The organism is Microbispora sp. H11081 (assembly GCF_012999535.1).
Lineage (GTDB): Bacteria > Actinomycetota > Actinomycetes > Streptosporangiales > Streptosporangiaceae > Microbispora.
On the sequence record NZ_JABBWV010000001.1, the window covers coordinates 1,112,909 to 1,137,427 of the forward strand.

20 protein-coding genes are annotated in these 24,519 nt (G+C 71.1%); 12 read left to right on the forward strand and 8 right to left on the reverse strand.

Going from position 1 to position 24,519, the window contains the following annotated elements:
* Window positions 1–83 precede the first annotated feature (83 nt).
* Both HHX31_RS04795 and HHX31_RS04800 read left to right on the forward strand, forming a co-directional pair.
* The gene (locus HHX31_RS04795) at window positions 84–2,267 is read left to right on the forward strand and encodes a UvrD-helicase domain-containing protein (protein WP_169945305.1); all 2,184 of its coding nucleotides are present in this window, start codon (window positions 84–86) and stop codon (window positions 2,265–2,267) included.
* On the forward strand, window positions 2,264–3,157 hold the full coding sequence (locus tag HHX31_RS04800; RefSeq protein WP_211589199.1) for a serine/threonine-protein kinase: 894 nt from the start codon (window positions 2,264–2,266) through the stop codon (window positions 3,155–3,157). The genes HHX31_RS04795 and HHX31_RS04800 overlap by 4 nt, the downstream gene beginning before the upstream one ends.
* A 434-nt stretch (window positions 3,158–3,591) precedes the next feature.
* Here HHX31_RS04800 and HHX31_RS04805 read toward each other — a convergent pair whose 3' ends face one another.
* From HHX31_RS04805 to HHX31_RS04815, 3 genes are all read right to left on the reverse strand, one after another.
* A complete protein-coding gene (locus HHX31_RS04805; RefSeq protein WP_169945307.1) occupies window positions 3,592–3,936 on the reverse strand; it encodes a hypothetical protein in 345 nt (114 codons plus the stop codon).
* A gap of 50 nt (window positions 3,937–3,986) precedes the next feature.
* Entirely contained in the window at window positions 3,987–4,547 is a 561-nt protein-coding gene (locus tag HHX31_RS04810) for a flavoprotein (protein ID WP_169945309.1), read from the reverse strand.
* Window positions 4,548–4,696: 149 nt separating this feature from the next.
* The gene (locus tag HHX31_RS04815; RefSeq protein WP_169945311.1) at window positions 4,697–5,257 is read right to left on the reverse strand and encodes a TetR/AcrR family transcriptional regulator; all 561 of its coding nucleotides are present in this window, start codon (window positions 5,255–5,257) and stop codon (window positions 4,697–4,699) included.
* Between the two features lie 80 nt (window positions 5,258–5,337).
* Between HHX31_RS04815 and HHX31_RS04820 the strand changes: the two genes are divergently transcribed.
* A complete protein-coding gene (locus HHX31_RS04820) occupies window positions 5,338–6,075 on the forward strand; it encodes an SDR family oxidoreductase (RefSeq protein ID WP_169945313.1) in 738 nt (245 codons plus the stop codon).
* A 192-nt stretch (window positions 6,076–6,267) separates the two neighbouring features.
* Here HHX31_RS04820 and HHX31_RS04825 read toward each other — a convergent pair whose 3' ends face one another.
* The gene (locus tag HHX31_RS04825) at window positions 6,268–6,702 is read right to left on the reverse strand and encodes an ester cyclase (RefSeq protein ID WP_169945315.1); all 435 of its coding nucleotides are present in this window, start codon (window positions 6,700–6,702) and stop codon (window positions 6,268–6,270) included.
* A gap of 409 nt (window positions 6,703–7,111) precedes the next feature.
* On the opposite strand from HHX31_RS04825, the gene HHX31_RS04830 reads away from it, so the two are divergent.
* The gene (locus tag HHX31_RS04830) at window positions 7,112–8,329 is read left to right on the forward strand and encodes a cell wall metabolism sensor histidine kinase WalK (protein WP_169945317.1); all 1,218 of its coding nucleotides are present in this window, start codon (window positions 7,112–7,114) and stop codon (window positions 8,327–8,329) included.
* Window positions 8,330–8,522: 193 nt separating this feature from the next.
* Here HHX31_RS04830 and HHX31_RS04835 read toward each other — a convergent pair whose 3' ends face one another.
* From HHX31_RS04835 to HHX31_RS04845, 3 genes are all read right to left on the reverse strand, one after another.
* Window positions 8,523–9,149 (reverse strand): TetR/AcrR family transcriptional regulator, encoded by a 627-nt coding sequence (locus HHX31_RS04835; protein WP_169945319.1) that lies wholly within the window; start codon window positions 9,147–9,149, stop codon window positions 8,523–8,525.
* Window positions 9,150–9,393: 244 nt separating this feature from the next.
* Window positions 9,394–10,311 carry an NADP-dependent oxidoreductase gene (locus HHX31_RS04840; protein ID WP_169945321.1) on the reverse strand — a complete coding sequence of 306 codons (918 nt, stop codon included), beginning with the start codon at window positions 10,309–10,311 and terminating at the stop codon, window positions 9,394–9,396.
* Window positions 10,312–10,495: 184 nt separating this feature from the next.
* Window positions 10,496–11,527 (reverse strand): inorganic phosphate transporter, encoded by a 1,032-nt coding sequence (locus HHX31_RS04845; protein WP_169945323.1) that lies wholly within the window; start codon window positions 11,525–11,527, stop codon window positions 10,496–10,498.
* 798 nt (window positions 11,528–12,325) lie between these two features.
* On the opposite strand from HHX31_RS04845, the gene HHX31_RS04850 reads away from it, so the two are divergent.
* The 8 genes from HHX31_RS04850 to HHX31_RS04880 all read left to right on the forward strand — a co-directional run bounded on the left by HHX31_RS04850 (window position 12,326) and on the right by HHX31_RS04880 (window position 22,014).
* The gene (locus tag HHX31_RS04850; RefSeq protein WP_169945325.1) at window positions 12,326–13,945 is read left to right on the forward strand and encodes an OPT/YSL family transporter; all 1,620 of its coding nucleotides are present in this window, start codon (window positions 12,326–12,328) and stop codon (window positions 13,943–13,945) included.
* A 105-nt stretch (window positions 13,946–14,050) separates the two neighbouring features.
* Complete coding sequence (locus HHX31_RS34945) at window positions 14,051–14,185, forward strand: hypothetical protein (protein WP_259402773.1); 135 nt, start codon at window positions 14,051–14,053, stop codon at window positions 14,183–14,185.
* A gap of 103 nt (window positions 14,186–14,288) precedes the next feature.
* A complete protein-coding gene (locus tag HHX31_RS04855; RefSeq protein WP_169945327.1) occupies window positions 14,289–15,809 on the forward strand; it encodes a radical SAM/SPASM domain-containing protein in 1,521 nt (506 codons plus the stop codon).
* Window positions 15,764–16,681 (forward strand): methyltransferase domain-containing protein, encoded by a 918-nt coding sequence (locus tag HHX31_RS35525; RefSeq protein WP_169945329.1) that lies wholly within the window; start codon window positions 15,764–15,766, stop codon window positions 16,679–16,681. Before HHX31_RS04855 ends, HHX31_RS35525 begins: the two co-directional genes overlap by 46 nt.
* Window positions 16,672–18,051 carry a TldD/PmbA family protein gene (locus tag HHX31_RS04865; protein ID WP_169945331.1) on the forward strand — a complete coding sequence of 460 codons (1,380 nt, stop codon included), beginning with the start codon at window positions 16,672–16,674 and terminating at the stop codon, window positions 18,049–18,051. Before HHX31_RS35525 ends, HHX31_RS04865 begins: the two co-directional genes overlap by 10 nt.
* Complete coding sequence (locus HHX31_RS04870; RefSeq protein ID WP_169945332.1) at window positions 18,035–19,375, forward strand: metallopeptidase TldD-related protein; 1,341 nt, start codon at window positions 18,035–18,037, stop codon at window positions 19,373–19,375. Before HHX31_RS04865 ends, HHX31_RS04870 begins: the two co-directional genes overlap by 17 nt.
* A gap of 15 nt (window positions 19,376–19,390) precedes the next feature.
* Window positions 19,391–20,614, forward strand: a complete 1,224-nt coding sequence (locus tag HHX31_RS04875; protein ID WP_169945334.1) for an NAD(P)/FAD-dependent oxidoreductase — start codon at window positions 19,391–19,393, stop codon at window positions 20,612–20,614.
* Entirely contained in the window at window positions 20,611–22,014 is a 1,404-nt protein-coding gene (locus HHX31_RS04880; protein ID WP_169945336.1) for a hypothetical protein, read from the forward strand. The genes HHX31_RS04875 and HHX31_RS04880 overlap by 4 nt, the downstream gene beginning before the upstream one ends.
* Here the strand turns inward: HHX31_RS04880 and pepN are convergent.
* On the reverse strand, window positions 21,991–24,519 hold the full coding sequence (gene pepN, locus HHX31_RS04885; protein WP_169945636.1) for an aminopeptidase N: 2,529 nt from the start codon (window positions 24,517–24,519) through the stop codon (window positions 21,991–21,993). The two genes, HHX31_RS04880 and pepN, sit on opposite strands and share 24 nt — an antisense overlap.

Below are 24,519 nucleotides of genomic sequence, written 5' to 3' on the forward strand. Positions count from 1 at the left end.
GACTCGACCCGGAGTAGCAAAGGGGACCCGGTGAACGGGCGGGGCAACCGGTACGGCGATGGCGTCCCAGTGAAGGAGGTCGCGTGAGCACGGTGACGTTACGGCTCCTCGACAAGGCCGACAAGGAGATCCTCAAGCTCCCGCGCGCGGTCAAGGGCGCCATCTACGACTTCCAGCACAAGTTCCGCCAGGACCCGGAGAGCCCCGGCCTGCGGTTCAAGCAGCTCAAGGGGCATCCGCGGTTGTACTCGGCGCGGGTGAACCTGGACTACCGGGCGCTGCTGCTGCACGCGGGCGGCGGCGACTACATCCTGGTCGCGGTCAAACCGCGCCAGGAGGTTTATGACAACCTGGACAAGTTCGCCTACCAGATCAACCCGGTGACGGGCGGCATCGAGTTCCTCGACCTGCTGACGATCGGGGGGAAGGTCGAGCCGGCAGCGCCCCCGGTGACTCCCGCTCCCGCAGCGGAGAACCCGCCGCCGGAGCCGCTCTTCGCGAAGTTCTCGGCCGAGACCCTGCTCGGCCTGGGCGTGGCGGAGCCGCTGCTTCCCCTGATCGCGAAGATCACTACTGAGGACGAACTGCTCGGCCTGACCACCTACGCGCCGCAGCTCACCGGTGAGGTGCTGCTCGCGCTGTACGACGGCAAGACGGTCGACGAGGTCATGGACCAGATCACCGCGCCGGTCGCGGTGGAGGAGACGGTCGACACCGACGACTACCAGGCGGCGCTCGCCCGTCCCGCGACGGTCGTGACCACCGAGGACACAGCCCTGCAGGAGGTGCTGGAGGACGGCGACTTCGGACGCTGGAAGGTCTTCCTGCACCCCACCCAGCAGAAGATCGTGGATCGCGTCTACAGCGGCCCCGCCCGCGTCACCGGCGGCCCGGGCACCGGCAAGACGATCGTGGCGCTGCACCGGGTCAAGCATCTGGTCGAGCGGCTCGGCCCGGGCGAGGGCAAGGACGTGCTGCTGACGACGTTCAACAAGAACCTCGCCGCCGACCTGCGGCGGCGGCTGCTCGACCTCGCCGGGCAGGAGGTCGTCAAGCGGGTCGAGATCGTCAACATCGACAAGCTGGCCAGCGACCTCGTCGCTCCCACTCAGAGCGGCACCGGGCGGCAGTGGATCGACGACACCAAAGCCGTCATCCAGTGGGAGGAGCTCCTCGACGAGTTGGGGGAGCGCCGGTGGGATGCCGAGTTCCTGCACGCCGAATGGTCGCAGGTCATCCTCGGCCAGGGTGTCGCTACCAGAGCCGACTACTTCCGCGCCCGGAGGGCCGGGCGGGGGCGCGCCATCAGCAGGCAGGACCGGGCGGAGATCTGGAAGCTCGTCGAACGCTACGTGATGCGCCTGGACGACAGGAAGCTGTGGACCTTCAGGCAGGTCGCCGAGAGGGCCGCGCGACTGGCCATCGAGCGGGCCAAGGCCATCGCCACCTACCAGGCCGCCCAGATCAGTTCGGTGAAGCTGCAGCACGAGTCAGGCATCTGGTACAAGCACCCCTACCGGCACATCGTCGTCGACGAGGCGCAGGACCTCGGCGCGGCGCACTGGCGGATGCTGCGCGCGATGGTGCCCGAAGGCCCGGACGACCTGTTCATCGCCGGCGACACCCACCAGCGGATCTATGCCAACCAGGTGTCTCTGGGCAGCCTTGGCATCAACATCCGGGGCCGGTCGTCGAAGCTGACTCTGAGCTACCGCACCACCCACGAGATCCTCGGCACCGCCTGTCGCCTTCTCGGTGAGGAGGAGTGGGACGACCTCGACGACGGCACCGACGACCTGACCGGCTACCGTTCGGTGCTGCGTGGGCCCGACCCGGTGCTCAGGCCGTACTCCACGTGGGCCGCCGAGCTCGACGGGATCGCCGAGCAGGTCAAGGAATGGGGAGGAGGCTCCATCGCGGTCTGCGTGCCGGAGCGGCGGATGGTGGCCGAGGTCGAGAACCGTCTGGGCAAGGCCGGCGTCATGGCCGCGTCCATCGGCCCCGACGGGCCGAAGTTCGTCGAGGCGCCCGTCCACGTGGGCACGATGCACCGGTTCAAGGGGCTGGAGTATCAGCGCATGATCATCGCCGGTGTCACGGAGGGCCGACTGCCCGGTGAGCGGCTTCTCGCGTTCGAGAAGGACGACCCCCTGCGCTTCCGCCGGGAGTTGCAGCGGGCCCGGTCGCTGCTCTTCGTCGCCGCCACCCGCGCGCGGGACAGCGTGGTGATCAGCTGGCACGGCACCAAGAGCAGGTTCCTGCCGTGAGGACCGTCGCCGACCGTTACCGGATCACCTCGCCTATCGGCCGGGGTGGCATGGGCGAGGTGTGGGAGGGCACCGACCTGCGGCTCAACCGGCCGGTCGCGATCAAGCTGATCAACTCCGCCGACCTCGCCTTGGAGAAGGAGGCACGGCGGCGCTTCAACCGTGAGGCCAGGATTACCGCGCGGCTCCGCCACCCGGGCGTTCCGGTCGTCTACGACTTCGGTGACGACGGCGATCTGTACATGGTCATGGAGGCGCTGCGGGGCGAGTCTGTCGGCAAGCTCAAGGACGAGGTGGGCAGCCTGCCCGTATCGTGGGCGGCGTTCGTCTGCGCTCAGGTGTGCGCCGTACTGGCCGCAGCGCACGAGGCCGGGCTGCTCCACCGCGACGTCAAGCCGGAGAACCTGCTGCTGTGCGGGGACGGGGCGGTGAAGGTCATTGACTTCGGCGTGGCCGCCTCGCTCGGCGCCAGCGAGTTCTCCCGGATCACCCAGAGCGGGCAGGTTCCGGGGACCGCTCGCTATATGGCACCCGAGCTCGTCGAGGGGGAGAACGCCAGCCGGGCAAGTGACCTCTACACCATCGGCTGCGTGCTGTATGAGCTGCTCACCGGCACGCGGCCGTTCGAGTCCCGTGACCTGCTACGGGAAATCGTCCGCAGCAAGGAGGAGGACCCACCGCCGATGGCGGGTGTGCCCGCAGAGTTGGAGGAGCTTACGCACCGGCTGCTGATCAAGGACCCGGCTCGTCGTCCCTCTGACGCGACCGAGGTATACCGGAGCCTCCTGCCGTGGGTGCGCGACCTTCCCCCCCTTCCCGGCTGGGTCGCCCAGGACCTGTCCACCGATCCTGTCCACATGTACTCGACAGTGATCGCGAGTCTGGGGTAATCCATGCATACCCGCGCCACAGTCGCAATGGCCGACATCGCGCAGCCGGCACGGGCCGGACCCGCCGGTGCCGGCAACTCGCGCCGCTGGTTCGACGACTTCCCGGCCCCCGTCGGCGGGCCGTCCACCAGGTTGTTCTCCTCACTGGAGGACGTGGCGGAGTGGCTTCGGCGCCGGGGCAAGCTTGGGCGGGATGCTCACCACGATTGGCTGTCGGGGCATCCCAATGGTCTCTGCGGTCCGTCTCGTCCCCGTGGTTGAGATCCAGCCGAAGGACGGCTTTCGGGCATGGCCGATCGACGCTGCTGTCGGCAGGCTCGCGCTGACCGGACGCCTCGCTCCCGCTCAGGTCGGCGCAGTTCTCGCCGCGCTGAGCGAGGCGAACCTGCATGACGAGGATGGGCCGGTCCTGGCTGGTGCGGAGGCCACCACGGTCATCGGTTGTTTGGTGAGTGGGCGCGTCTGTCGAGGTCCTGGATCCACTTGACCGCGACCGCCGCGACCTGGACGAGTTCGGCCCGCAGGCGGTCGGCGTCGTCCTCGGCGAACGCTTCGAGGACCTCTTCGTGCAGGATGTGCCGCCAGGTCAGCCGGCCTTCGGCCGCGGCGTCGGCCACCGCCTGCTTGGCGAGGTCGGCCTCGGGCGCGTACGCGGGCCCGGTGCCGTCGGGGTGGTCCCGCAGGCCCCACATCGCGTCCTGGGCGGCGCGTTCCGCTGCCACGTCGTTCAGCGCTCGGTGCAGCGACCCAGGCAGGCCGTAGTCCCCGGGGTGCGTCATGATGTCCTTTCCTTGGACGGCGATTCCGATGCCGCGCGGCAGAGTCCGCTTCAGCCCGATGAAGAGCCGATGTTTCCTCGTACGGCCTGCAGCGCCTCGTGTAGATCTTCCCAGGGGAAGGAAACCGCTCCTGGTGCGTCCGAATCCGGTGCGGGAAGACGGTCCCAATCGAGGATCACCCGTACGCCCCATTCTTCGAGCCGGGCCACGCTGCTGGGGAAGGCGGGATGCCTCGCGAGCGCGTGGTTGGGCCAGGGGACGGCGACGATCGGCAGGCCGAGCCCGATGGCTTCGTTCAGCAGGCCCAGCGCCAACGTGTCGCTGATCCCCTGGGCCCACTTGTTGGTGGTGTTGAAGGTCGCAGGGACGACCGCCATGGCGTCGGCCGGGGGCAGGACGTCCGGTTCCTCGGGCCGCTTGTAGTCGTGCCGTACGGGATAGCCGGTAAGTGTGCTGAGCCGCTCGGCGTCGACGAACTTCGTCGCTGACGGCGTCGCGATGACGCACACCGTCCAGCCGTCCGCCTGAAGGCGCTCGACGAAGGCGGGGAGGTCGCCCGCCGGCCGCCCTCCGCACGCGATCACATACAAAACCGGCGTGCCTTCTGCCATATCCCGCCCTTACCCCGCTTTCCTCTGTATCCGCTGACCCGCGGGCACGGCTGCCGTGGTCAGGCGAACACTACGTCTCCAACATGAGGTCGTGCCACGGCGACTGAGCACGTGGAAAGCGGAGAGCTGAACCGGCGCATCGCGCCGGGTCATCGTCGGCGCAGGCCGTCGACGATGATCGTGACCACGGTGCGCGCCCGGGTTTCCCATTGGGTTCGGGGCACTCGTGACAGGGCGCCGAGCAGCAGGATGACGTCGGCGGCGTCGACCCCTTCGCGTATCTCGCCCTCGGCCTGGCCTTTGGCGAGCAGTGCGGTGAGAGCGTTGTCGAGTTTGCTGTGGTTGTCCGCGTACAGGTCCTGCCACGCGGACGCTTCGACCGCGGCCATGACCCCGCGTTTGACGCGCGCGTATTCGACGAGCCGGTCCAGCCACCGGGTGAGCGCGTCCAGTGGCGTCAGCTGGGCGAGTAGCGCAGGCACGGCGGAGACCAGTTCGTCGATCTCCTGCCGGTACACCTCGGCCAGCAGGTGCTCGCGGGTCGGGAAGTTCCGATACAGGGTGCCCTGTCCGACGCCCGCGGACTTGGCGACCAGGTGCAGCGCCAAGTCCTCGTCCGCGCCGTTCAGTTCGGCCAGGGCCGCACGGGCGGCGGTGACGATGCGCTCGCGATTGAGCACCGCGTCCGAGCGGCGTGGCCGATCGGCCATCGCGGACCTCCCCATTAAGTGGACAATTGTCCGGTATGCTCGAGCTAAGCGGACAACTGTCAGCTTAGTTGGAGGTCACGATGAGCGGAGTCAGTGGCAAGGTTGTCGCCATCACCGGAGCGAGCAGTGGCATCGGTGAGGCGGCCGCACAGGAACTCGCCCGGCGCGGCGCCGCGGTGGTGATCGGCGCCCGGCGCGAGGATCGCCTGGACGCGCTGGCCGAACGGATCCGGACAGGTGGCGGGCAGGTCGAAGCGGTCGCTGTGGATGTGACCCGGCGTGCGGACCTGGAGCGACTGGTCTCGGTCGCGGTCGAGCGGTTCGGACGGCTCGACGTGCTCGTGAGCAACGCCGGTATCGCGAGGACCGGTCTGGTGAGCAACCTCGACGTCGAGGCCTGGGACGAGATGATCGACGTCAACGTGCGTGGGGTGCTGCACGGGATCGCGGCCGCGCTGCCGGCGTTCCGCCGCCAGGGCCGTGGGCACCTCGTCACGACCGTGTCGACCTCGGGTCTGAAGATCGTCCCGACGCAGGCCGTTTACGCCGGCACCAAGAACGCCGTCCGCACCCTGCTGGAGGCGCTGCGCCAGGAGTCCACCGACGGCGTCCTGCGCACGACCTCGATCTCACCGGGGTACGTGCACACCGGGCTCCTCGACTACATCGAGGATCCGGTGGCCCGGGCCGAGGCCCAGCGCCTCATGGCCAAGGGAATCAGCCCGGACGCCGTGGCTCGCGCCATCGCCTTCGCGATCGAGCAACCCGACGACGTCGAGATCGGGGAGCTCACGATCCGCCCGACCAGGCAGAACTGACCCCCCAGGTGGAGGTGGTCCGGCAGGCGGGTGTCGCGTGCGGATCATCCCGCACGTGGACGGCCTTGCCGACGGTGTTCCGTGAGTGGGCGCCGTGGCCGTGCGACAGAGTGCGGCATTTCCCTCGACGGCCGCCGCGCCTGCCCGCCGCCCGCCCGCCGCCGCCGCGCCCCGCGGGCCGCGCAAGAGCGCTCAGTCGGCCATCGCCGCTACGCGGGGCAGGCCAAGCTGGCTGCACAACTCCATTTGGTCGTAATACACCTGGTGAGTGATGACCTTGCCGTCCTCGACGCGAACCACGCAGCAACCGCGAACGGCGATGCGACGGCGGGACCCTTCCAGGTAACGCCCGCATGGGAGGAGAAACGGCCCCAGATGGGTGCCGGTGAGCATCCATTCCGTGACCGCGGGGTCGCTGCAGGTCGCCTTATACCAGGGTGTCAGGCGGGCATCGGGGAACGCCAAGAGTTGCTGTTCGTAGACGGTGACGATCTGCTCCAGTCCTTCCGCCATGCCCTCTGGCCCGACCCAGATCGCGCTCGCGCTGTAGTACAGGCCCAGTTGGCTCAGGTCGTGGTCGTTGAACACTCGGAACAGCTCGTCTCGGACGTCGTAAGCAGTGGACATGCCAACCGCCCCCTCGCCGCGCGATGCAGTGGCACCACGCGCTTGACACCCAGACTTGACAACTTCGACAAAGATAGCTTAAGTGGACCAAATAGTCCACTCTTGTCAGAGTAGCGGCTGTTCTGCCCGCCTTGCCGGTGGCCGGTCAGCGTCCCATGCGCAGACCCATCGCACGCCGGACCCACCGGGATGTCGGGGGCTACGCGGCCCGCAGGTGGTGCCCCCGCCCACGAGAGGGAGCGCGGCGGCCCCAAGAAAGAGAGCTCACATGGCTCGGAATCAGCCGGCGCCTGCGTGCGTCACCGATGGGCTGCGGAGCGCAGCCGTCGCACCAGTCGTCGAGAGCGCCGCGGCCGCGGGGCGGCGGTCGCTCGTACGTGGCCGGCCGCGCGGGAAGAGCGGTGAAACGATGCCGTCGCTGTCCTCCATCCAGGTGCGCACCACGACGTCGGTGGCGCTGCTCGTGCTGATGGTCTCTGTCGTGATCGGCGCGATCACGGACGTCGCCCTCCGTCGGAACATCCGGGACGAGGCGTTCCGCACGGTCGAGAAGACCACCCTCAGATGGAGCGCGTATGCGCGGAGCGGGCAACTGCCACAACCCATCCCCACCTCCGACAGCGTCGATCTGGTCCAGGTGGTGGACGCCCAGGGCAGGATCGTGACCTCGACCCCTCAGGCGGGCCGTACCCACCTCAGCATGTTCCGGCCAGAGCCCGGCGACCGCCTGCAGTGGTGGACCGAGTGCCTCCCCGATGAGCGGTGTGTCCTGCTCGTGGCCGACAGGATCTCGCCGAGCGCGGATTCTCCTGTCGTGTACGCCGGCGCGGCCGAGCCGTCGATTCTGGCGACCCACGACCTCGAATACGCCATCGCGGCGGGCGCGCTTGTGCTGACGGTGGTGTCGGCATGGCTGACGTGGCGGATGACGGGCCGGTTGCTGCGCCCGGTGGAGCGGCAGTGCCAACTGGCCTCCACCACTTCTCACGAACTCCGTAATCCGATCGCCAGCCTGCGGGTGCTGCTGGAGGAGGCGCTGATCTACCCCGATCGCGTCAATCCGCGTGACACGATTCAAGGAGCCCTGTCGGCCGCCGAGCGGCTCGAGGCGATCGTCGAGGACCTGCTGCTGCTGGCCCGGCTGCGCGGGCCTGAGCCGGCGCACCACGAGCCGATCAGCCTCGGCGCGCTGGTGACGGAGGAGGCGAGGAGGCACTCCGGCGCCATGCCGGTGGATGCTCAGGTCGCCGAGGATGTCTGGGTGCACGGTTCACGGATGCAGCTGATCAGGCTCGTGAGCAACCTGCTGAGCAACGCGCGGCGGCACGCCGCGACCGGCGTCACCGTATGCGTCACGTCCCATGGCGGCGAAGCGGTCGTGGCGGTGACCGATGACGGAGCCGGCATCGAACCCGCCGACCGAGAGCGCGTCTTCGAGCGGTTCGTACGTCTGGAAGACGGACGCCGCCGTGACGCCGGCGGCAGCGGACTGGGCCTTGCGATCTCCCGCGAGATCGCCCATTCCCACCGGGGAACCCTGCGCATCGAGGACTCGGCCTGCGGCGCCCGGTTCGTTCTCCGGCTCCCCCTGACCTCCGCTACTCGGCATCGAGGTCTCAGTTCGTAGGCGCAGAGTGTTGATCGACGGTGCGGCCACCTCGTCGAATCTGATCTATATAGTCCAATTGCCGTCGACGTCAACCGCTCGGCTTTCGTCGCCACTCGCACCGCGAGACGCGAACAGAAAGCGGTGACGTGAGGGACGGCGGTGATCTCGCCCCGCGACTTCGGCGCGTGTCCGGGGCCGTACGGCGACGAGCTCAGCGTTCGGACAGGTTCTCGATGTGCGCGAGCACCATGTCGATCGCCGTTGCCATCGGTGTGACGTCGCGCGCCGTCTGGGCCAGCATGTACCCGCCCTGGAGGGCGGCCATGAGCCCGGTCGCGAGCTGGTCCACCGACGCCTCGGGCGGAAGCGTGCCACCGTCCTGAAGCCGTCGCAGCACGTCCGCGAGGAGCCCCTGCCATTCGGTGAACAGCCGAGACAGGGCTTGACGTGCGAGAGCGTCGTGATCGGAGACCTCGGAGGCCAGCGAGCCGAGCGCGCAGCCGTAGGCGCCATGTCGAAGGGCGTTGTTCTGGACCAACGCGTCCCGCCAGCGTCGCAGGCCCCGGATCGTCGAGACACGGCCGAGGGCCTCGCGCTCGCGCTCGATGACGCGTTCTCCCACGTGGTCGATGACGGCCCGCACGAGCGCGTCCTTGCCGTCGAAGTGGTGGTACAACTGCGACTTGCTCACTCCGCTGGCCGCCAGCACGTCATCGAGCGTGGTGGCCCCGACACCTTTCACGTACATCAGGTCGGTCGCCGCGGCGACGATCCTTGCCCGCGTCTTCGCACCGCGCGCCGTGAGGCGTCTGCCGTCGCGCGAATCGGCGGTCGTCATCACGGCTTCATGGTACCGATCGGACCACTCGTCCCCGTCCTCGCGGGCTGTGGTCCGCGGCCTCCGTAGCGACGCGAGATCCGATAGATCGGACCAAGTAGTCCGGAAAAACTTTGGGTAGAGATGTGCCGTGGTTACGCCGGGATGGCGGATCGTTCCGATCTCGTGTTCCCGTACGAGACGCCCGGCAGGACGCGAAGCAGACCCTGATCCACGAGAAAGGCGGGGCCGCTCGCCGTGGTCCTCACGGACGGACGCGGATGACGGTCTTCCCTTTGCGCCGCTCGGTCGGGTTGAGGGCGGCGACTGCGCCGTCGAGGGTCGCGATGTCGCCGATGTTCGTCCGCAGCCGCCCGTCGCGCACCCTCCGCACGATCTCACCCAGCTGGGCGCGATGGGACTCGACGACGAAGTCGATCGCCAGGCCCTCGTCGGGCCGCGCCTCGGGCGGCCCGACGACGGACACCAGCGTTCCTCCGGCCCGGATCATGCGTGCGGACCGCCTCTGGATGTCACCGCCGATGGCGTCGAAGACCAGGTCGACTTCGCCGACGTCTTCCAGCGAGTCGTCGCCGAGGTCGACGAACTCCTGGGCGCCGAAGTCGAGCGTCTTCTGACGGTCGCCGGCGCGTCCGGTGCCGATGACGTACGCGCCGAACTCACGCGCGAGCTGCGTCGCCATCGTCCCCACCGCGCCGGCCGCGCCGTGCACGAGCACGCTCTGCCCCGCCCGAAGGCGGCCGTGGTCGAACAGCCCCTGCCAGGCGGTCAGCCCCGAGATCGGCAGGCTCGCGCCCACCGTGAAGTCGACGTCACCCGGGAGTGGCGCGAGGTTGCGCGCCTCGACGGCCACGTACTCCGCGAGGGTGCCGTCGCGATGCCAGTCCGTGAGGCCGAACACGCGCTGCCCCACCGACAGCCCCGTCGTGCCATAGCCGAGTGCGGTGACCACTCCGGCCAGCTCATGCCCGGGGATCGACGGGGTTCGGTCGCGGCCGCGGCGATCGGTCCACGTCGACGGCCACTGCAGCTCGGTCGGGACGAATCCCGACGCGTGCACCTCGACGACGACGTCGTTTATGGCCGCCGCCGGCTCGGGCCGCTCCATCAGCGTCATCCCGGCCGTCCCCGCGGTTTGGTCCGTCACCACGATCGCTTTCATGGAGGTCGTCTCCTCGATGGTCGTCACAGATGGTTCTTGTGGTGCGATTGGCTGACGACCAGCATACTGGACTACATAGTCCAGTTTTTCGGCGCTGCGGCTGTTCGCCGCGCCGATGGGAGCCCTCGCGATGTCCGAGGTGATCCGCAGGTCCTTGCCTCCGGCGTTCAGGCCGGGGAGCGCGTCAAGCGAGCAGTAGATACGCTCCTGCGGCTACGGCGGCGGCGACAGGCGGTGTGCACAACCATGCGATCAGAAGGTCGCGGACCGTCTTCTTGTTGAGCCTGGAGAGGTCGTTGGCGGCGATGCCTGAGATGGCTCCTGCCGACACCTGCGTGGTCGACATGGGCAAGCCCAGCACGGCGCCCAGCCCGACGAGGCTCGCGGTCGTGAGGTTGGCGGTGAAGCCTTCGACATGAGGAATCTTGATCACGGAGTACGCGAGCCGGTCGGCGATGCGCGAGCCCGCCAGAAGACCGCCGACGGCCATGGCCGCCGTGACGGCGAACAGCAGGCCCGTCGGGGTCATCCCGCCCACCAGCGCGAAGGAGCCGATGGCCACGATCTTGGGCGCGTCGTTGAGACCCCGGGCGAAGCTGGCCAGGCCGCTTGTCGCCCAGTGGGCGATGCCGATGGTGTGCTGCGCCTTGGTCGGCTCGGCCCGCGTCGTCAGGGTCGCGACCGGCGCCGCATCGCCGTCTGGAGCCGGAGCCTGGATCCTTTCCCTTCTCGCCGTACGGATCGTCACGACTTTCCGGGTGATGATGCCCAATACGGCTGAGATGGCGTAGGCGACCAGGATGCTCAGCAACAGCGGCTCCACGACCTTCCCCATCAGTCCGTTCCACTCGACCGCGGAGCCGGCGAACAGGCTGCCGGCGCCGAGAAGCGAGCCGACCAGGGCATGGGTGGTGGAGACGGGCAACTTCAGGATGGTGGCCAAGACGACCCAGAAGATGGTTCCGATCAGCACCGCGACCGTGAACGCCGGGGTGGGCTTGGCGGAGACGATGCCTTTGGAGAAGAGGTCGGTCATCTTCGAGGCCAGCGTCAAGGAGACGAGGCAGCCGAGGATGGTGGCCACGGTGCCCCATGCGAGGGCCGTGCGGATCTTCGTCACGCCCGCGCCGGCGAGCGTGGCGACACCCTTCGGCACGTCGTTCGCTCCGTTGGCGGCGGCCAGTAAGAGCACGAGCACGAGTACGAGCACTTCCATGGAATATGCCTCCGGGGGGTAGCGGTGCTCGTGGGGGAGCGCGCGCGACGAGAGGTATGGCCGGCCGGACCACATGTCCGCGGTGTCAGACCGAAGGGCGACTCTCGACGGCCGTGGTCGGCTTCCGGGCCGCATCGGAGACCCGCGATGCGGCGCTGTGGCGCTGTCGTACGGCCTGTTCGACGTTCAGCCCTACATCACCGGCCTCTGGATCGCAGGTTTCCTGCCCCCCGACGGCAATAGCCTCAGGACTGTCGGAGCTTTCGTCAAGACCTACCGAACGCGCAGCGGTTCGCGCGTGCGCACATCCACCGGCGTTCCCCGATATCGTCCCTGCTGGTGGGTTTTCTGCCCTTTTTGGGCTGTCCGGAAATGGGCCGTAATGGCGGGCTCTCGGCGCGGCGGTCAGGCGGGTTTCCCGGAAATCGGCGCTACCAAATCGAATTGATATCTCGCCCTGGTGGCCGGGCCGCACGGCCGGGATCCGGGGGCGGCGGCGACCGGACGTGTGGACGCCGCCCCCTGCCGGTCGATCGCGCGCTGTGATGTGTGGGATTGGCCGACGCGTCGTACGGCATTATCACGAAAAATATCGTAATAGTCGCGTAACGCAGGGATGTGTGCATGAATAGGCGGCCTTGTCAAGACTCTTGACCATTGGCGTCGACCCATCCTAATGTGCACTCGTCAGTCTGCATTGATAGATATCAATGCAGCTCACCTGGCCGAGATAGGGGGCGCTCTGTGGGAGGAAAGGGGCGCACCGCATCCTCCACCACAGCGCATCCGCCTCTGGCCATGGACGCCCCCGCCTGGCGCGGATCGTACGTCTGGGCCACGCTCATCGGCCTGGCCATCGGCGTGCTGCTCTGCGTCCTCAACGTGCTCGTCCTCTTCCGCACCGGCACGTCCTTCGGCGGGTCGGCGCTGGTGGCCGCGCTGGGCGCGGCGCTGCTCCGGGTGGCGGGAGCGCTCAGCTGGCAGGGTCTCTTCGTCGTCTTCTCCATCGCGTCCAGCGGATACATGGCCACGGCCGCGCTGGACACCGGCATCGGCGCCGTCGTCCTGCAAGCCGGTGAGCTGCCGGCCTGGGGCTTCCTGGTGGTGCTGGCGATGGCCGCGAACGCCGTGGGCATCCTCCTCGGCGGTCTCGTCGCGCGGACGCTGGTGGTCGCCGAGAGACTGCCCTACCCGACCCTGAAGCCGGCCATCACCCTGATGGCGTCGCTCAGCAGCCCCAGGGACGGGGACAGCGACCGGCTCGGCCGCATGCTTCCCATCGCCGCCGGCGTGGGCGCCGCGTCGGCCCTGGGGGTCGCCCTGTGGGGCCGCGACGTCACGCCGGAGCTCACGGGCACCCATCTCGCCCTTGCCCTCTCGCCGTTGCTGTACGGCGTCGGGTTCCTCATCGGCCCGCGCGCGTGCGCCTGGCTCGCGGTCGGCGCGGCGTACACCGTCGTCGTGTGGGCGATCCAGGACGGCGCGGCGGGCCGGCCCGTGGCGTACACCGACCACCTGTCCTATCCCTGGGTGCTCGCCGCCGGCGTCGGCCTCATCCTCGGCTACTCCCTCGCCGCGATCGCCCGGGTCCGCGGCCCGCTGGCGCGGTCGCTCAAGGACGGACGTCTGCTCCCTGGCCGTACGCGGTGGCTCGCCGGCGCCGTCCTCGTGGGTACGGCGCTCCTGGCGCTGGCGTACCCGTCCCTTCTGCGTTACCTCGGCTGGGGCCTGCTCGGCGTCGTGCTGCTCGCCGTGATGACCGTGTTCCTCACCCGGGCAGGCGGCGAGATCGGGCTGGTGCCGTTGTCCCCGGCGCTGTACTTCAGCGTCGTGGCCTTCGCCATCTCCGGCGCGGACCGGACGGCGGCGTTGCTGATGGCCTCGACCATCTGCTGCGCGGCCCTCGCCGCCGTGTACTTCACCTACTCGGTGAAGGTCGCCCACGACCGTCCCGAGGGCCTGGCCGAGCCGCCGAGGCGGCTGACGGGCTGGACGCAGTTGGCGGGCGGCCTGGCCGGCGCGGTGATCGGCGTCCTGGTGATCGCGGTGCTCAGCCGCGCGGGTGTGCTCGGAGGAGGTTCCTTCCCCGCCCCCGTGGCCACCGCCGTCCAGTTCGTGGACACCACCGTCCGGGGATCGGCCGAATACCCCGCCACCGTGGCCCTCGCGCTGGCCGTCTCGGGCCCGATAGGCCTGGGCCTGGCCTTCACCTCGGCCATGCCCACGATGATCGGCCTCGGGGTGCTGCTTCCCCCGGCCGGTTCGCTGACCCTCGCCGCCGGAGGCCTGACCCAGTGGCTGCTCACTCGCCGCAACCCCGGCCGGCGCAGCGCCACCGAGATCGTCGCCTCCGGGCTGATCATCGGCGAGGGCCTGATCACCGTCGCGGTGCTCATCGTGCGGGAGGTCCTGCGATGACCCGCCATCTGGGGCACGCGCCCCACCAACGACTCTCCCCGCCGCGTCGCGGCGGGGAGCGGGCCGGAGAGCGCGGCAGAGACCACAGCGGAGGAGGTGATACCTATGATCGCCATTTCCATGATCGAGAACGCCGAAGTGTCCGAGAAGCAGACCGACTGCTGCACCGCCATGCGCGGCCGGAAGAACCTCGACGTCGTGACCAGCATCATGGCCAACGACCCCGACGGCTGCGAGTGACCGTGGCCTGCGGACCGTACGACGCGGGTATCCCCTGCCGCGCCCTCCAACTCCCGGCCCACCCCCTGGCGGCACCACGGACACCGTTTCTGGGAGACACACCATGCTTGTGAGCCCGAACACCGTCACCTTCTCGGTGGAGCTCCCCGAGGGCACCCTGGACCCGGCCTATCTCGACGAGAGCGGCAAGGTGAGCGTCCTCGCCAACGCGGTGTCCGGATCGATGGACATCGTCACCCCCGCAGAGGTCGCCGTGCTGGAACGGGTCCGCGCGGGAGACCCCGCCGTCGACCGCGAGGCCGTGGCCGGCCTGCTGGAGCGCGGGTACGTCTGCACCGACCCGGTCGAGGAGGAGGCGCGTTACCGCGCCATCGTCGACGGCTACTTCCAGGCGATCCAGGAAGCGCCGTTCCAGTTCATGTTCATCCCGTCGTTCGTGTGCAACCTGGCGTGCCCTTACTGCTTCGAGGGCGAGCTGACCACCAAGAGCCCGCGCATGGACGAGGAGATGATCGAGGCCGCGTTCGACACCATCCCCGAGATCCAGGACAGGCACCAGAACTCCGGCCCGCCGTACATCACCCTGTTCGGCGGGGAACCGCTGCTGGACACGCCATACCACCGCGGGGCCGTCGAGCAGATCCTGCGCGGCTCCTACGACCGCGGCTACCCGGTCACCGCGATCACCAACGGCGTGGCGCTCGACGCGTACGTGCCGATGCTGCTCGAGTACGGCTGCGAGGAGGTCCAGGTCAGCCTGGACGGCACGCCGCGGACCCACGACACCCGGCGGGTTTTCCGCAACGGCAAGCCGACGTTCGAGCTCATCGAGCGCAGCATCGACGTGGCCGCGGACGCCGGGATCCGCGTGCTGATCCGGGTGCTCATCGACGACGACAGCGTGGACGACATGCCGCGCTTCGCGGAGTTCGCGCAGGCCAAGGGGTGGCTCGACCACCCGAAGATCCGCCTGTTCAACGGCTTCACCAAGGCCACCACGTTCCTGTACGTCACCCCCGACCACCCCGAGGAGAAGCGCAAGCGCATGGTCAGGGGGGACGTCAAGGCCGGGCTCCAGGAGGCGTTCTGGCGCATGGTCCAGCAGAACCCCCTGGTGGACCGCATGCTGCAGCCCGACCTGGCCCGCATCAGGTCGGCCGTCCTTGAGGGCGACCGCCTGCGGCCCAACCTCCAGGGGTGCAGCGCCGGCACGAGCGTCGTCGCCTTCGACCCCAACGGCAAGATCTACGGCTGCCCGGAGACCGTGGGCCGTCCCCAGCACGCCTGCGGGACGTTCTACCCCGAGTTCAGCTACGCGGCCGGCTACCGGGACCCCTGGCGGCACCGCCACGTGGACACCGTGCCCATGTGCCGCGACTGCAACGTGAAGTTGTTCTGCGGGGGCGGCGGCTGCCCCATCAAGGCGTGGGCGGCCAACGGCGGCGACTTCAACACCTGCTACTGCCCCAAGGTGTCCAGCATCACGACGCGTGTCGAGACCCAGCTGGCCTACCTGCTGCCCATGGCGCTGCGCCGGCAGCAGGAGCACGCGAACCGACCGGAAGGAGAAGAGGGAACGTGGGAGCAGATGACACGCGTGGGTTCGTTTCCCTGGATGAGCTGATCCGGCCGCGGACGGCGGCCGCGATCGTCGCGGAGCCGGACGGCTGCGGATGCGCACCGGCGACCGCGGACGAGGCGGCCGGCTGCTGCGCGGCTCCGGAAGCGGCCCCGGCCGGCCAGGGTCCCGTTCCCGTCGAGACGCACGTCAAGAAGCGCTACGACGCGCTGGCGGTGCAGGGCACCAGCACGCTGTGCTGCTCTCCCACGTCGGTGTACACCCCGGAGGAGCTCGCCGAGATCCCCGACTGGGTGCTGGAGCTGTCCAGCGGCTGCGGCTCGCCCATGAACGCGATCGGCCTGCGCCCCGGGCAGACCGTCGTGGACTTCGGCTGCGGCGCCGGGCTGGATCTGCTTATCGCCGCACGCCGGGTGGGTGAGACGGGCCGGGTCATCGGTGTCGACGCGTCGATGCAGATGGTCAGGACGGCCAGGCGCGCGGCCAAGGAGATGGGGCTCAAGAACATCGACGTGCGGGTCGGCGACATCCGGCGCCCGCCGGTGCGTGAGGCCAGCGTGGACGTGGTGATGAGCAACTGCGTCCTCGGCATGTTCCCCGACAAGAAGGAAGTGCTCCACGCGGTCGCGGCCGTCCTGCGCCCGGGAGGGGTGGCGGTGATCTCCGACGTCGTGTACTCCGACGACGGCCCGCCCCCGGCGGACGTGGCGGCCGGCGAGTCCGCCGGCGCGGAGGACTTCGCCCGGTGCGTGGTGGGCATGACCGAGAGCCAGTACCGGGACCTGGTGCTCGGCGCGGGCTTCGGCAGCGTGGAGATGCGCAGCGACGGGCTCGTCCCTTACCGCGACGGCGCGCAGGTCACCAGTGCCATGATCTTCGCCTACCGGGACGACAGCCCCGCCCAACCGTGCTGCTGACCGGCGGCTCGCCCGCGCTCTTCCGGGACGCGGGCCTGCGGGCGGACGACTACGCCGAGGTACGTCTCGAACGGGCCAGGACCGTCGACCTCGTGTGGCGCGGCGACGGCCTGGAAAGCAGCGTGACCAGCCGAGACGAGGGGTGCTGTGCCCGAGTGATCGGCCGGTCGGGGTCGGCGTTCGCGTCGGCCACCGGCATGGACGCCGGGCCGGTGCTGCGCAGGGCCGCACGGGACGCCGTCGAACTGGGGTGCGCGGCGGGACGTCTCGCCGCGCACCGCCCCTACCTGGACGACCGCCCAGGCGACACCGGCGAGCTCGCGGAGACGGTCGGCCTGGCGGAGAAGACGGAGCTGCTCGGCGCCTACCACGCGGCGGCGCTGGCCGCGCACACCGGCGTGACCGGGGCGCTCGTCTACTACCGCGAGTCGGTCGCGGACGTGGAGCTGTTCACCAGCGAGGGGACCGGCGTCGCGTACCGGCGCAGGGACCTGACGCTGCAGATCACCGTGTACGCCGACGGCGGCGCCGCGAGGACCGCAGGCTCGGTGTCGGCGGGCAGCGGCGGCGACTTCTCCGTGGTGCGGGGCCTGGCCCCGGATCTGGAGGCCGCCGTCGCGACCGCGGTGGACCTGCGCGCCGCCCCCGTGGTGGCGCCCGGGGAGTACGACGTGGTCTGCGACGGCCCGCTGGCCGGCATCTGGGCCCACGAGACGATCGGGCATCTCGCCGAGGCCGACCACCACCTCGGGGACGCGGCGCTGCAACGGTCTCTGGCCCCCGGGCGCCGTCTCGGCCCGTCCATGCTGACGATCACCGATCACCCCGGACGTCCCGGCGCGCGGGGATTCGTGCCGGTGGACGACGAGGGCACGGCGGGGTCCGCGGTGGAACTGCTGCGCGACGGTGTCGTCTCCCGGCCCCGGCTGCACGACCGCTCCACCGCGGCGGCCTTCCGTGAGGACCCCACAGGCAACGCCAGAGCCCTGAGTTTCCGCCACCCGCCGCTGCCCAGGCTGCGGACGATCGCGATCGCCCCCGGCGCCGCGTCCGAGGAGGAGATGATCGGCGGCGTGGCGCGCGGGCTGCTGGCCCGCGGCGTGCTCGGCGGGCAGACCGACCGCGCCGGATTCACCTTCCTGCCGGCGGAGTGCCGGGAGATCCGCGACGGCGAGGTCCGCGGACGGGTCAGAGGCGTCGTGCTGTCCGGTGACGTGCTCGGCGCCTTCGCGGCCATCGACGCGATCGGCCGTGAGCAGTGGCGCGGCGACACCTCGGCGAGCTGCGGCAAGCAGGGCCAGAACGCGCTGCCGGTCAGCTCCTGGGCCCCCATGCTGCGATTGCGAGGCGTACGTGTCACCTCTGGCTGACCGGCTGGACAAGGTCGGAGCGGAGGCCGCGGCCCGCGCCGACCACTGGGAGATCCTGGCCGTCGAACGCGACGACACCGTGGTGGAGGTCGGCTCTGGCGTGCCCGATCTGGTCAGGTCCGCGCACGAGACGGCGCTGTGCCTGCGGGTGCACCGCCACGGGCGGGTGGGCACGGCCACCACGACGTGCCTCGACGACGTCCGCGGCCTGGTCGGCGAGGCCGTGCGGAACGCGGCTCACGGGCCCCCCGCGTCACCCGGCCCGGTCGTCGGCGGGGCCGCCGCCGCCGGGCCCGCCGAGAGGCCCGCCGCGGACGAGGGCAGCCGGTCCGTACGGCTCCTGGCCGAGCGGCTGGGCGCGCTGCAGCGCTCGGCCGGGCTGACCGTGCACGGCACGGTGACCCGGACGCGGCAGGCGGTGCACCGCGCGGCCCCTGACGGGCGGACCACGACTTCGGACCGGTTCTTCCACGTCGCCGCGCTGGCGGAGGGGTCGGCCGTCCAGCTGCCCTGGACCGGCTGGACCCGGACTCCGGAACTGCCCGCCGCGCTCTCCGCGTGGCTGGAGGCCGCGGCGGGCTGGGACGGGCTGCCCGCCGCCGACGCGCCCTCCGGCGACCACGACGTGCTGCTCGCGCCGTCCGCGGTGCACACCCTGCTCACCCCGCTGGTCACCGCGCTGAACGGCACCGCCGTCACCGCGGGCCGCTCGTTCGTCGCCGGGCGTCTGGGCGAGCCGTTCCTGCACCCGTCGATCGGCCTGCGCGACCATCCCTCGGACCCGGCCGCGCCGGACGAGGAAGGCACCGGAGGGCTGGCCTGGCCGGGCAGCGACGACGACGGCGTGCCGTGCGCGCCCCTCACGCTGGTCGAGCGGGGCGTCCCCGTCCGGGCGTACCACAGCGTCCGTACGGCGGCCGCGTGCGGGACGGCGCCCACCGGGCACGGGTTCCGCGGCAACGCGCTGCGCCGCACGGTGCTCAAGCCCGCCACGCCGGTGCTCAACGGCGCGACGCTGTCGGCCGCACCGGCCGACGCCGGGTCGTTCGACGACCTGCTGGCCGGCGTCCGCGAGGGGGTGCTCGTCGAGTCGCTGATGGGCGGGCACCAGCGCGCCGGCCTCTCGCCGGTCGTCGAGGGCAGGCTGCGGCTCGGGTTCCTGATCAGGGACGGACGGGTGGCCGGGATACTCCGGCAGCGGCCGATCGCCCTGGACCTGCGTGAGGTGCTCGGCCGCCGCTTCCGCGCGGTCAGCGACCGCAGGTGGGCCGTCAGCAGGGTCTGGTCGGGCCGCCTGCCGTTCGTGCTGGCCGGTGGGACATGACGCGAGGAGCGGCCGATGTATGACGTGATCGTGGTGGGCGGCGGCGTCACCGGGGCCGCGAGCGCCGCACTGCTCGCGCGGGAGGGTCTGCGGGTCCTGGTGTGCGACCGCACCAGGCTGCCCGCCCCGGCCGTCTCCACCCACTTCTTCGGCCCCACGACGCTGTCCTTCCTGGACAGGCTCGGCGTGCTGGACGAGGTCCTCGCCACCGGCGCGCCACCGCTGCGGCGCTGGCACCTGGAGGTCGAGGGCGGGTACTACGGCGCGCCCATGCTGCCCCGCTCGCCGTACCACTACAACCTGTGCGTACGCCGCGAGACCCTCAGCGGGGTCCTGCTGCGCGCCGCGAGCAGGCACGGGGCCGAGATCAGGGAACGCAGCCCGGTGGGGTCCCTGCGCTGGGACGGTGACCAGGTCATCGGGATCGAGGGCGCGGGGTGGTCGGAGAAGGCCAGGATCGTCGTGGGCGCGGACGGGCGGGGATCCGCGATCGCCCGTCAGGCCGGCGCGGCCACGACCTTCGACGCCGGAGCCATGCGCTGCACGTTCCACGCCTACTGGGAGGACGTCGTCCCCCTGCCGGCGCCCGCGCTCGAACTGTGGCACGACGACGGCCACGTGCTCCAGGTCGGCCCGTGCGACGGCGGGCGGTGGGTGATCATGTTGTCGGCGCCCATGGGGGAGTACGCCGCCCTGCGGGGAGACGAGGGGTACGAGCGCCTGCTCCGGTCGATCCCCGCGATGGCGGACCGGTTGCGCACGGCACGGCGGGTCTCGCCCGTGTACGCGTCGAAGAGCCTGCGGAACTTCCACCGCGAGCCCGCGGGGCCGGGCTGGCGGCTGGCGGGCGACGCCTACTGCCACAAGGACCCGCTGTTCGGCGCGGGCATCACCGACGGCTGCGCGGCGGCGGAGGCGCTCGCCGCCACCGCGCCACTCGCGATGGACGGCGACACGCCGCAGGCCAGGGAGAGTTACGCGGCCACCCTGGACGAGCGCGTCGGGGGCAAGGTCCGCGCGGGTCTCGCGGGGCTGCGCATCGACCCGCCGGAGCCCGGCCAGCTCGCCTGGATCCGCGGCGTGCTCGCCCATCCCGGGCTGGCGCTGGAGATGACCCGCCGCTGCTCCGAACTGTTCGCCGGGCTCCCGGCGGACCGGCGCGACTTCTGGCAGCGGGTCGCCGACGGCGCCTCGGAGGTGCTCGGCCTGCCCCCGGCGGCCTCCGTGGACCCGCCGTGACCACCGTTCCCGGCTACCTGGCCGGGCACGCCGAGGATCTCGTGGCGCTGCAGGCCCGGGTCGCCCATGCCCGCTGGCTCGCCGCGACGGGGCAGAGCGAGGACCACCCGGCGCCGCCGGAGGGCGGCCTCACCTGGCTGACCGGCGGCGGGCTCGTGCATCTGGCGCTGGAGCACGGCGACCTGCACTACGCGGGGGAACTGGTCCTGTGGTACTTCCGCGTCCGGCTGACGGAGGCGACCGCGCGGCTGCGGTCGCTGCAGCGCACCGTCACCGCCGACGCCTGCGGCAGGACGCTCACCCACGGTGAGCTGGTCGCCCTCTCGCGGACCGTCACCGACGACCGGCGGCGCGCCGAGGTCCTGGCCGCCCTGGCGGACGTCGGCGAGCGGCTGCGCGAGGGCCGGCGGCGCTGGCTCGACGCGTACGCCGAGGCGCGGGCCGAGCTGGGATTCCCGGCACACGCCGCGCTGGTGCGGGCGCTGCACCCGGAGGTGGACCGGTTCGTGGCCCACGCCCGCGACTGGCTGGACGCCACGCGGGCCGGGTTCCTCAGGCGATGGGACGACTGGCGGGCACGCGACGCGATCTCCACGCCGTCCATGGGGGACGCCCGCCAGGTCGCCGCACGCGCCGTACTGCCCGAGGGCGCCCGCGGCGCGCTCGAGAGCGTCCGCTCCACCGTGCGCCAGTGGGGTTTCGGCCGATGCCTCGAACGCGTCCTCGTCGACGACGTCGCACGGCCCGGCAAGTCGGGCACGGCGTTCTGCTCGCCTGTCGCGCCGCCGGTCGACGTGCGGGTGTCCACCACCCCGGGCACGACGCTGGGGCACTACGCCACGCTGCTGCACGAGTTCGGGCACGCGCTGCACTTCACCGCGGGCACCCGGCACCCCGCCGACCTGTGGCGCACGCACCCGGCGCTGACCGAGGCGTTCGGCTTCACCCTGGAACGGGTCGTCAGGCGGCCGGACTGGCAGCGGCGCCACCTCGGCGTCACGGTGGACGCCGAGTCCGTGGAGCGCCTGGCCTTCGCGCGCGAGCACGTCCGGCGCCTGGTGGCGACCAGCCTCTGCTACGAGATGGCCGTGCACGACGGCCACCCGGACCCGGCCGCCGAGTACGTGCGCTCGTACGAGCGGGAGTTCGGCGTCGCGGTGGACCGGGGCGCCGCGTGGGACCGGATGCAGACGTACCTGGAGGGCAAGCCCTGCTACCCGCTGGTGTATCACCAGGCGTTCATGCTGCGCGAGACGCTGTGGGACCACCTGGCCGGGCGGGCGGGGGAGCGGTGGTACGCGGGCCGGGACGCCGGGCCGGCCATGCGGGAGGTCTTCCGCGGGTTCGCCGAGGGTGGCGGCGCGGAGGAATGGCTGTCACCCGGCGGCGTCCCGCTCTGACAGGTCCACGGCGAGGGCGAGCTCGGCCCTGGCGGCGCCGGTCAGCCTGACGAACCGGTCGTCGGACGGCAGACGGTCGATCAGGCGGTCGATCACTGTCAGCGTGTGTCGTGAGACCGCCCAGGAGGGGAACAACCGGACGGCGATCGTACGGGCAGGTTCCCGGTCTCCCGCGGCGGCCAGCAGCGGGGGGACGTCCCGCGCGTAACGCCCCGCGAACGGCGCGAGCAGGTGATGATGCGCGGGGTGGGCGAAGCCCTCGGCCAGCGCGCGCACCCGCGCGACGCTCTCGCTGCCCAGCATGGTCGTCCACGCCTGCTCCTTGGCCGCCGCGGTGGGCGCCGACGCCCTGAGCCCCTCGGCGAGCCGGTCTCCCACGGCGGTGAAGGCGCCCATGACGTCCTCCAGGGGCTCGCCGTGCGCGACCAGGCACCGGGCGAGCCTGCGGCGCGACGCGTCGTCCACGTCGAACGGCGCCGCTCCGTGGAACCACTCGCGCACCGTGCCGACGTGAACGGGCGTCAGCGCCGCGTCCGCGACGGCCCGCGCCGCCGCCAGCCTCTGGTCCGCGTCGCCGTCCGGGGTGTCGACGACGTCCAGCAGGTGGCCCACGTACGAGGGCCAGCCGTGGGCGCGGGCCCAGCCCTGCTCGGTGTAGGACGCGAGCACGGTGGCGGCCCGGACGAGGAGCCGCTGGAACACGCCGATCTGCGTCTCCGCCGTAAGTCCGTTGAGGACCATCGTCAGGAAACGTCGCGGCGGCAGCTCCCCGTGCCTGACCATGTCCCAGGCCGCCGTCCAGCAGAGCGAGCGGGCCATCGGATCGGCCAGCCGGCCGATCCGGTGGACGACCTCCTCCGTCGAGCGCGGGTCCAGCACGATCCGGCAGTACGTCAGGTCGCCGTCGTTGGGCAGCACCAGCGCGCCCGACCGGCCGCCGACGAGCGCGTCCACGCTCGTACGGGGGCTGTCGGCGTCGAGTTCGTGCCTCCGCACGAGGACCAGGTCGCCCTTGCGGTCATGCGCGTAGACGCCCACCGCGAGACGGTGCGGCCGGGGCGATCCGTCCTGGAGCAGGTCGAAGCGCGTGAAGCACCCGGTCTCGTCGACGTCGAAGTCGGCCCGCACCTCGGTGAGCCCGGCCGTCAGCAGCCAGGCGTCCGTCCAGGCGGTCAGGTCCCCGCCGCCCGCCTTCTCCAGGGCGGCGAGCATCTCCGCACGGCCGGCCGTGCCGTAGGAGTGGTGCGCGAAGTAGCGCCGCATGCCGTCCAGGAACCCGTCGAGCCCCAGGCGGGCCACGAGCTGGCGCAGCACGCTCGCGCCCTTGTGATAGGTCAGCGCGTCGAAGGCCGACCCGGCCGCGTCCACGTCGGGGACGCCGGTCACGACCGGGTGGGTGGAGGGCGACTGGTCGAGCAGGTACGCGTGCGCCTTCTTGCCCGCGGCGAAGTCGGCCCAGGCGCCGGCGTCCCCCGTGAGCCGGGTCAGCGCGTGGACGCCCGCCCAGGTGGCGAACGCCTCGCTCAGCCACAGGTCGTCCCACCAGCGCAGCGTGACGAGGTCGCCGAACCACTGGTGGGAGATCTCGTGAAAGATCATCTCGTCCCTGCGGCGGTGCGCGTACCTGGTCACCGCCCGGTCGAACACGAACGTCTCCGCGGCGAACACGCAGGCGGCGTTCTCCATGGCGCCGAAGTTGAACTCGGGGACGAAGCACAGGTCGAGCTTCCGGAACGGATAGGGCGTCGCGAACGCCTCGGCGAAGAACGCCACCCCCGCCCCGAGCCGCTCCAGCAGCACGGCCGGGTCGACGTGCGCCGCCAGGGAACGCCGGGCGTGCACCCCCAGGGGCACGGCGCCTTCCGGGTCCGCCGTCCACGACGCCCACGGGCCCGCCGCCACGGCCACCACGTACGTGCTGATCGGCGGGGTGGGCGCGAACCTGTGGACGCCGGTCGCGGGCGGGTCGCCGAGCGGGGCGTTGGACACCGCGGTCCATCCGTCCGGAGCGGTCACGCTGATCGTGAAGGGCGCCTTGAGGTCGGGCTGGTCGAAGCAGGCGAACACCCGGGGGGCGTGGCCGGGCTGCAGGTGGCTGTAGACGTACACCTGCCGATCGGCCGGGTCCGTGTACCGGTGCAGGCCCTCGCCGCCGGTGGAGAAGTCGTAGTCCGCTTCCACGGTCAGCTCGTTGCGGGCCGCCAGGCCGGGCAGGAGGATCCGTCCCGCGCCGTCGTACTCGACCGGCCGGCCGTTGAGCACGGCGGAACGCACCCGTCTCGGCAGCGCGTCCGCCCAGCTTGAGGCGCCCGGCCGGGCGCAGGTGAAGCGGATCGTGCTCCTGGAGCGGAACACCGGCTCCCCGGTCCGGCTCAGATCGACGTGCAGGTCGTACGACCGCACGCGCAGCAGGGCGCCGCGCTCCTTCGCCTCGGCGTGGGTCAGCGGGGGACGCGGAATGACGAGACCTCCTGCGCGGAAGGGTTGTCTAGACTCGTGGGTGAT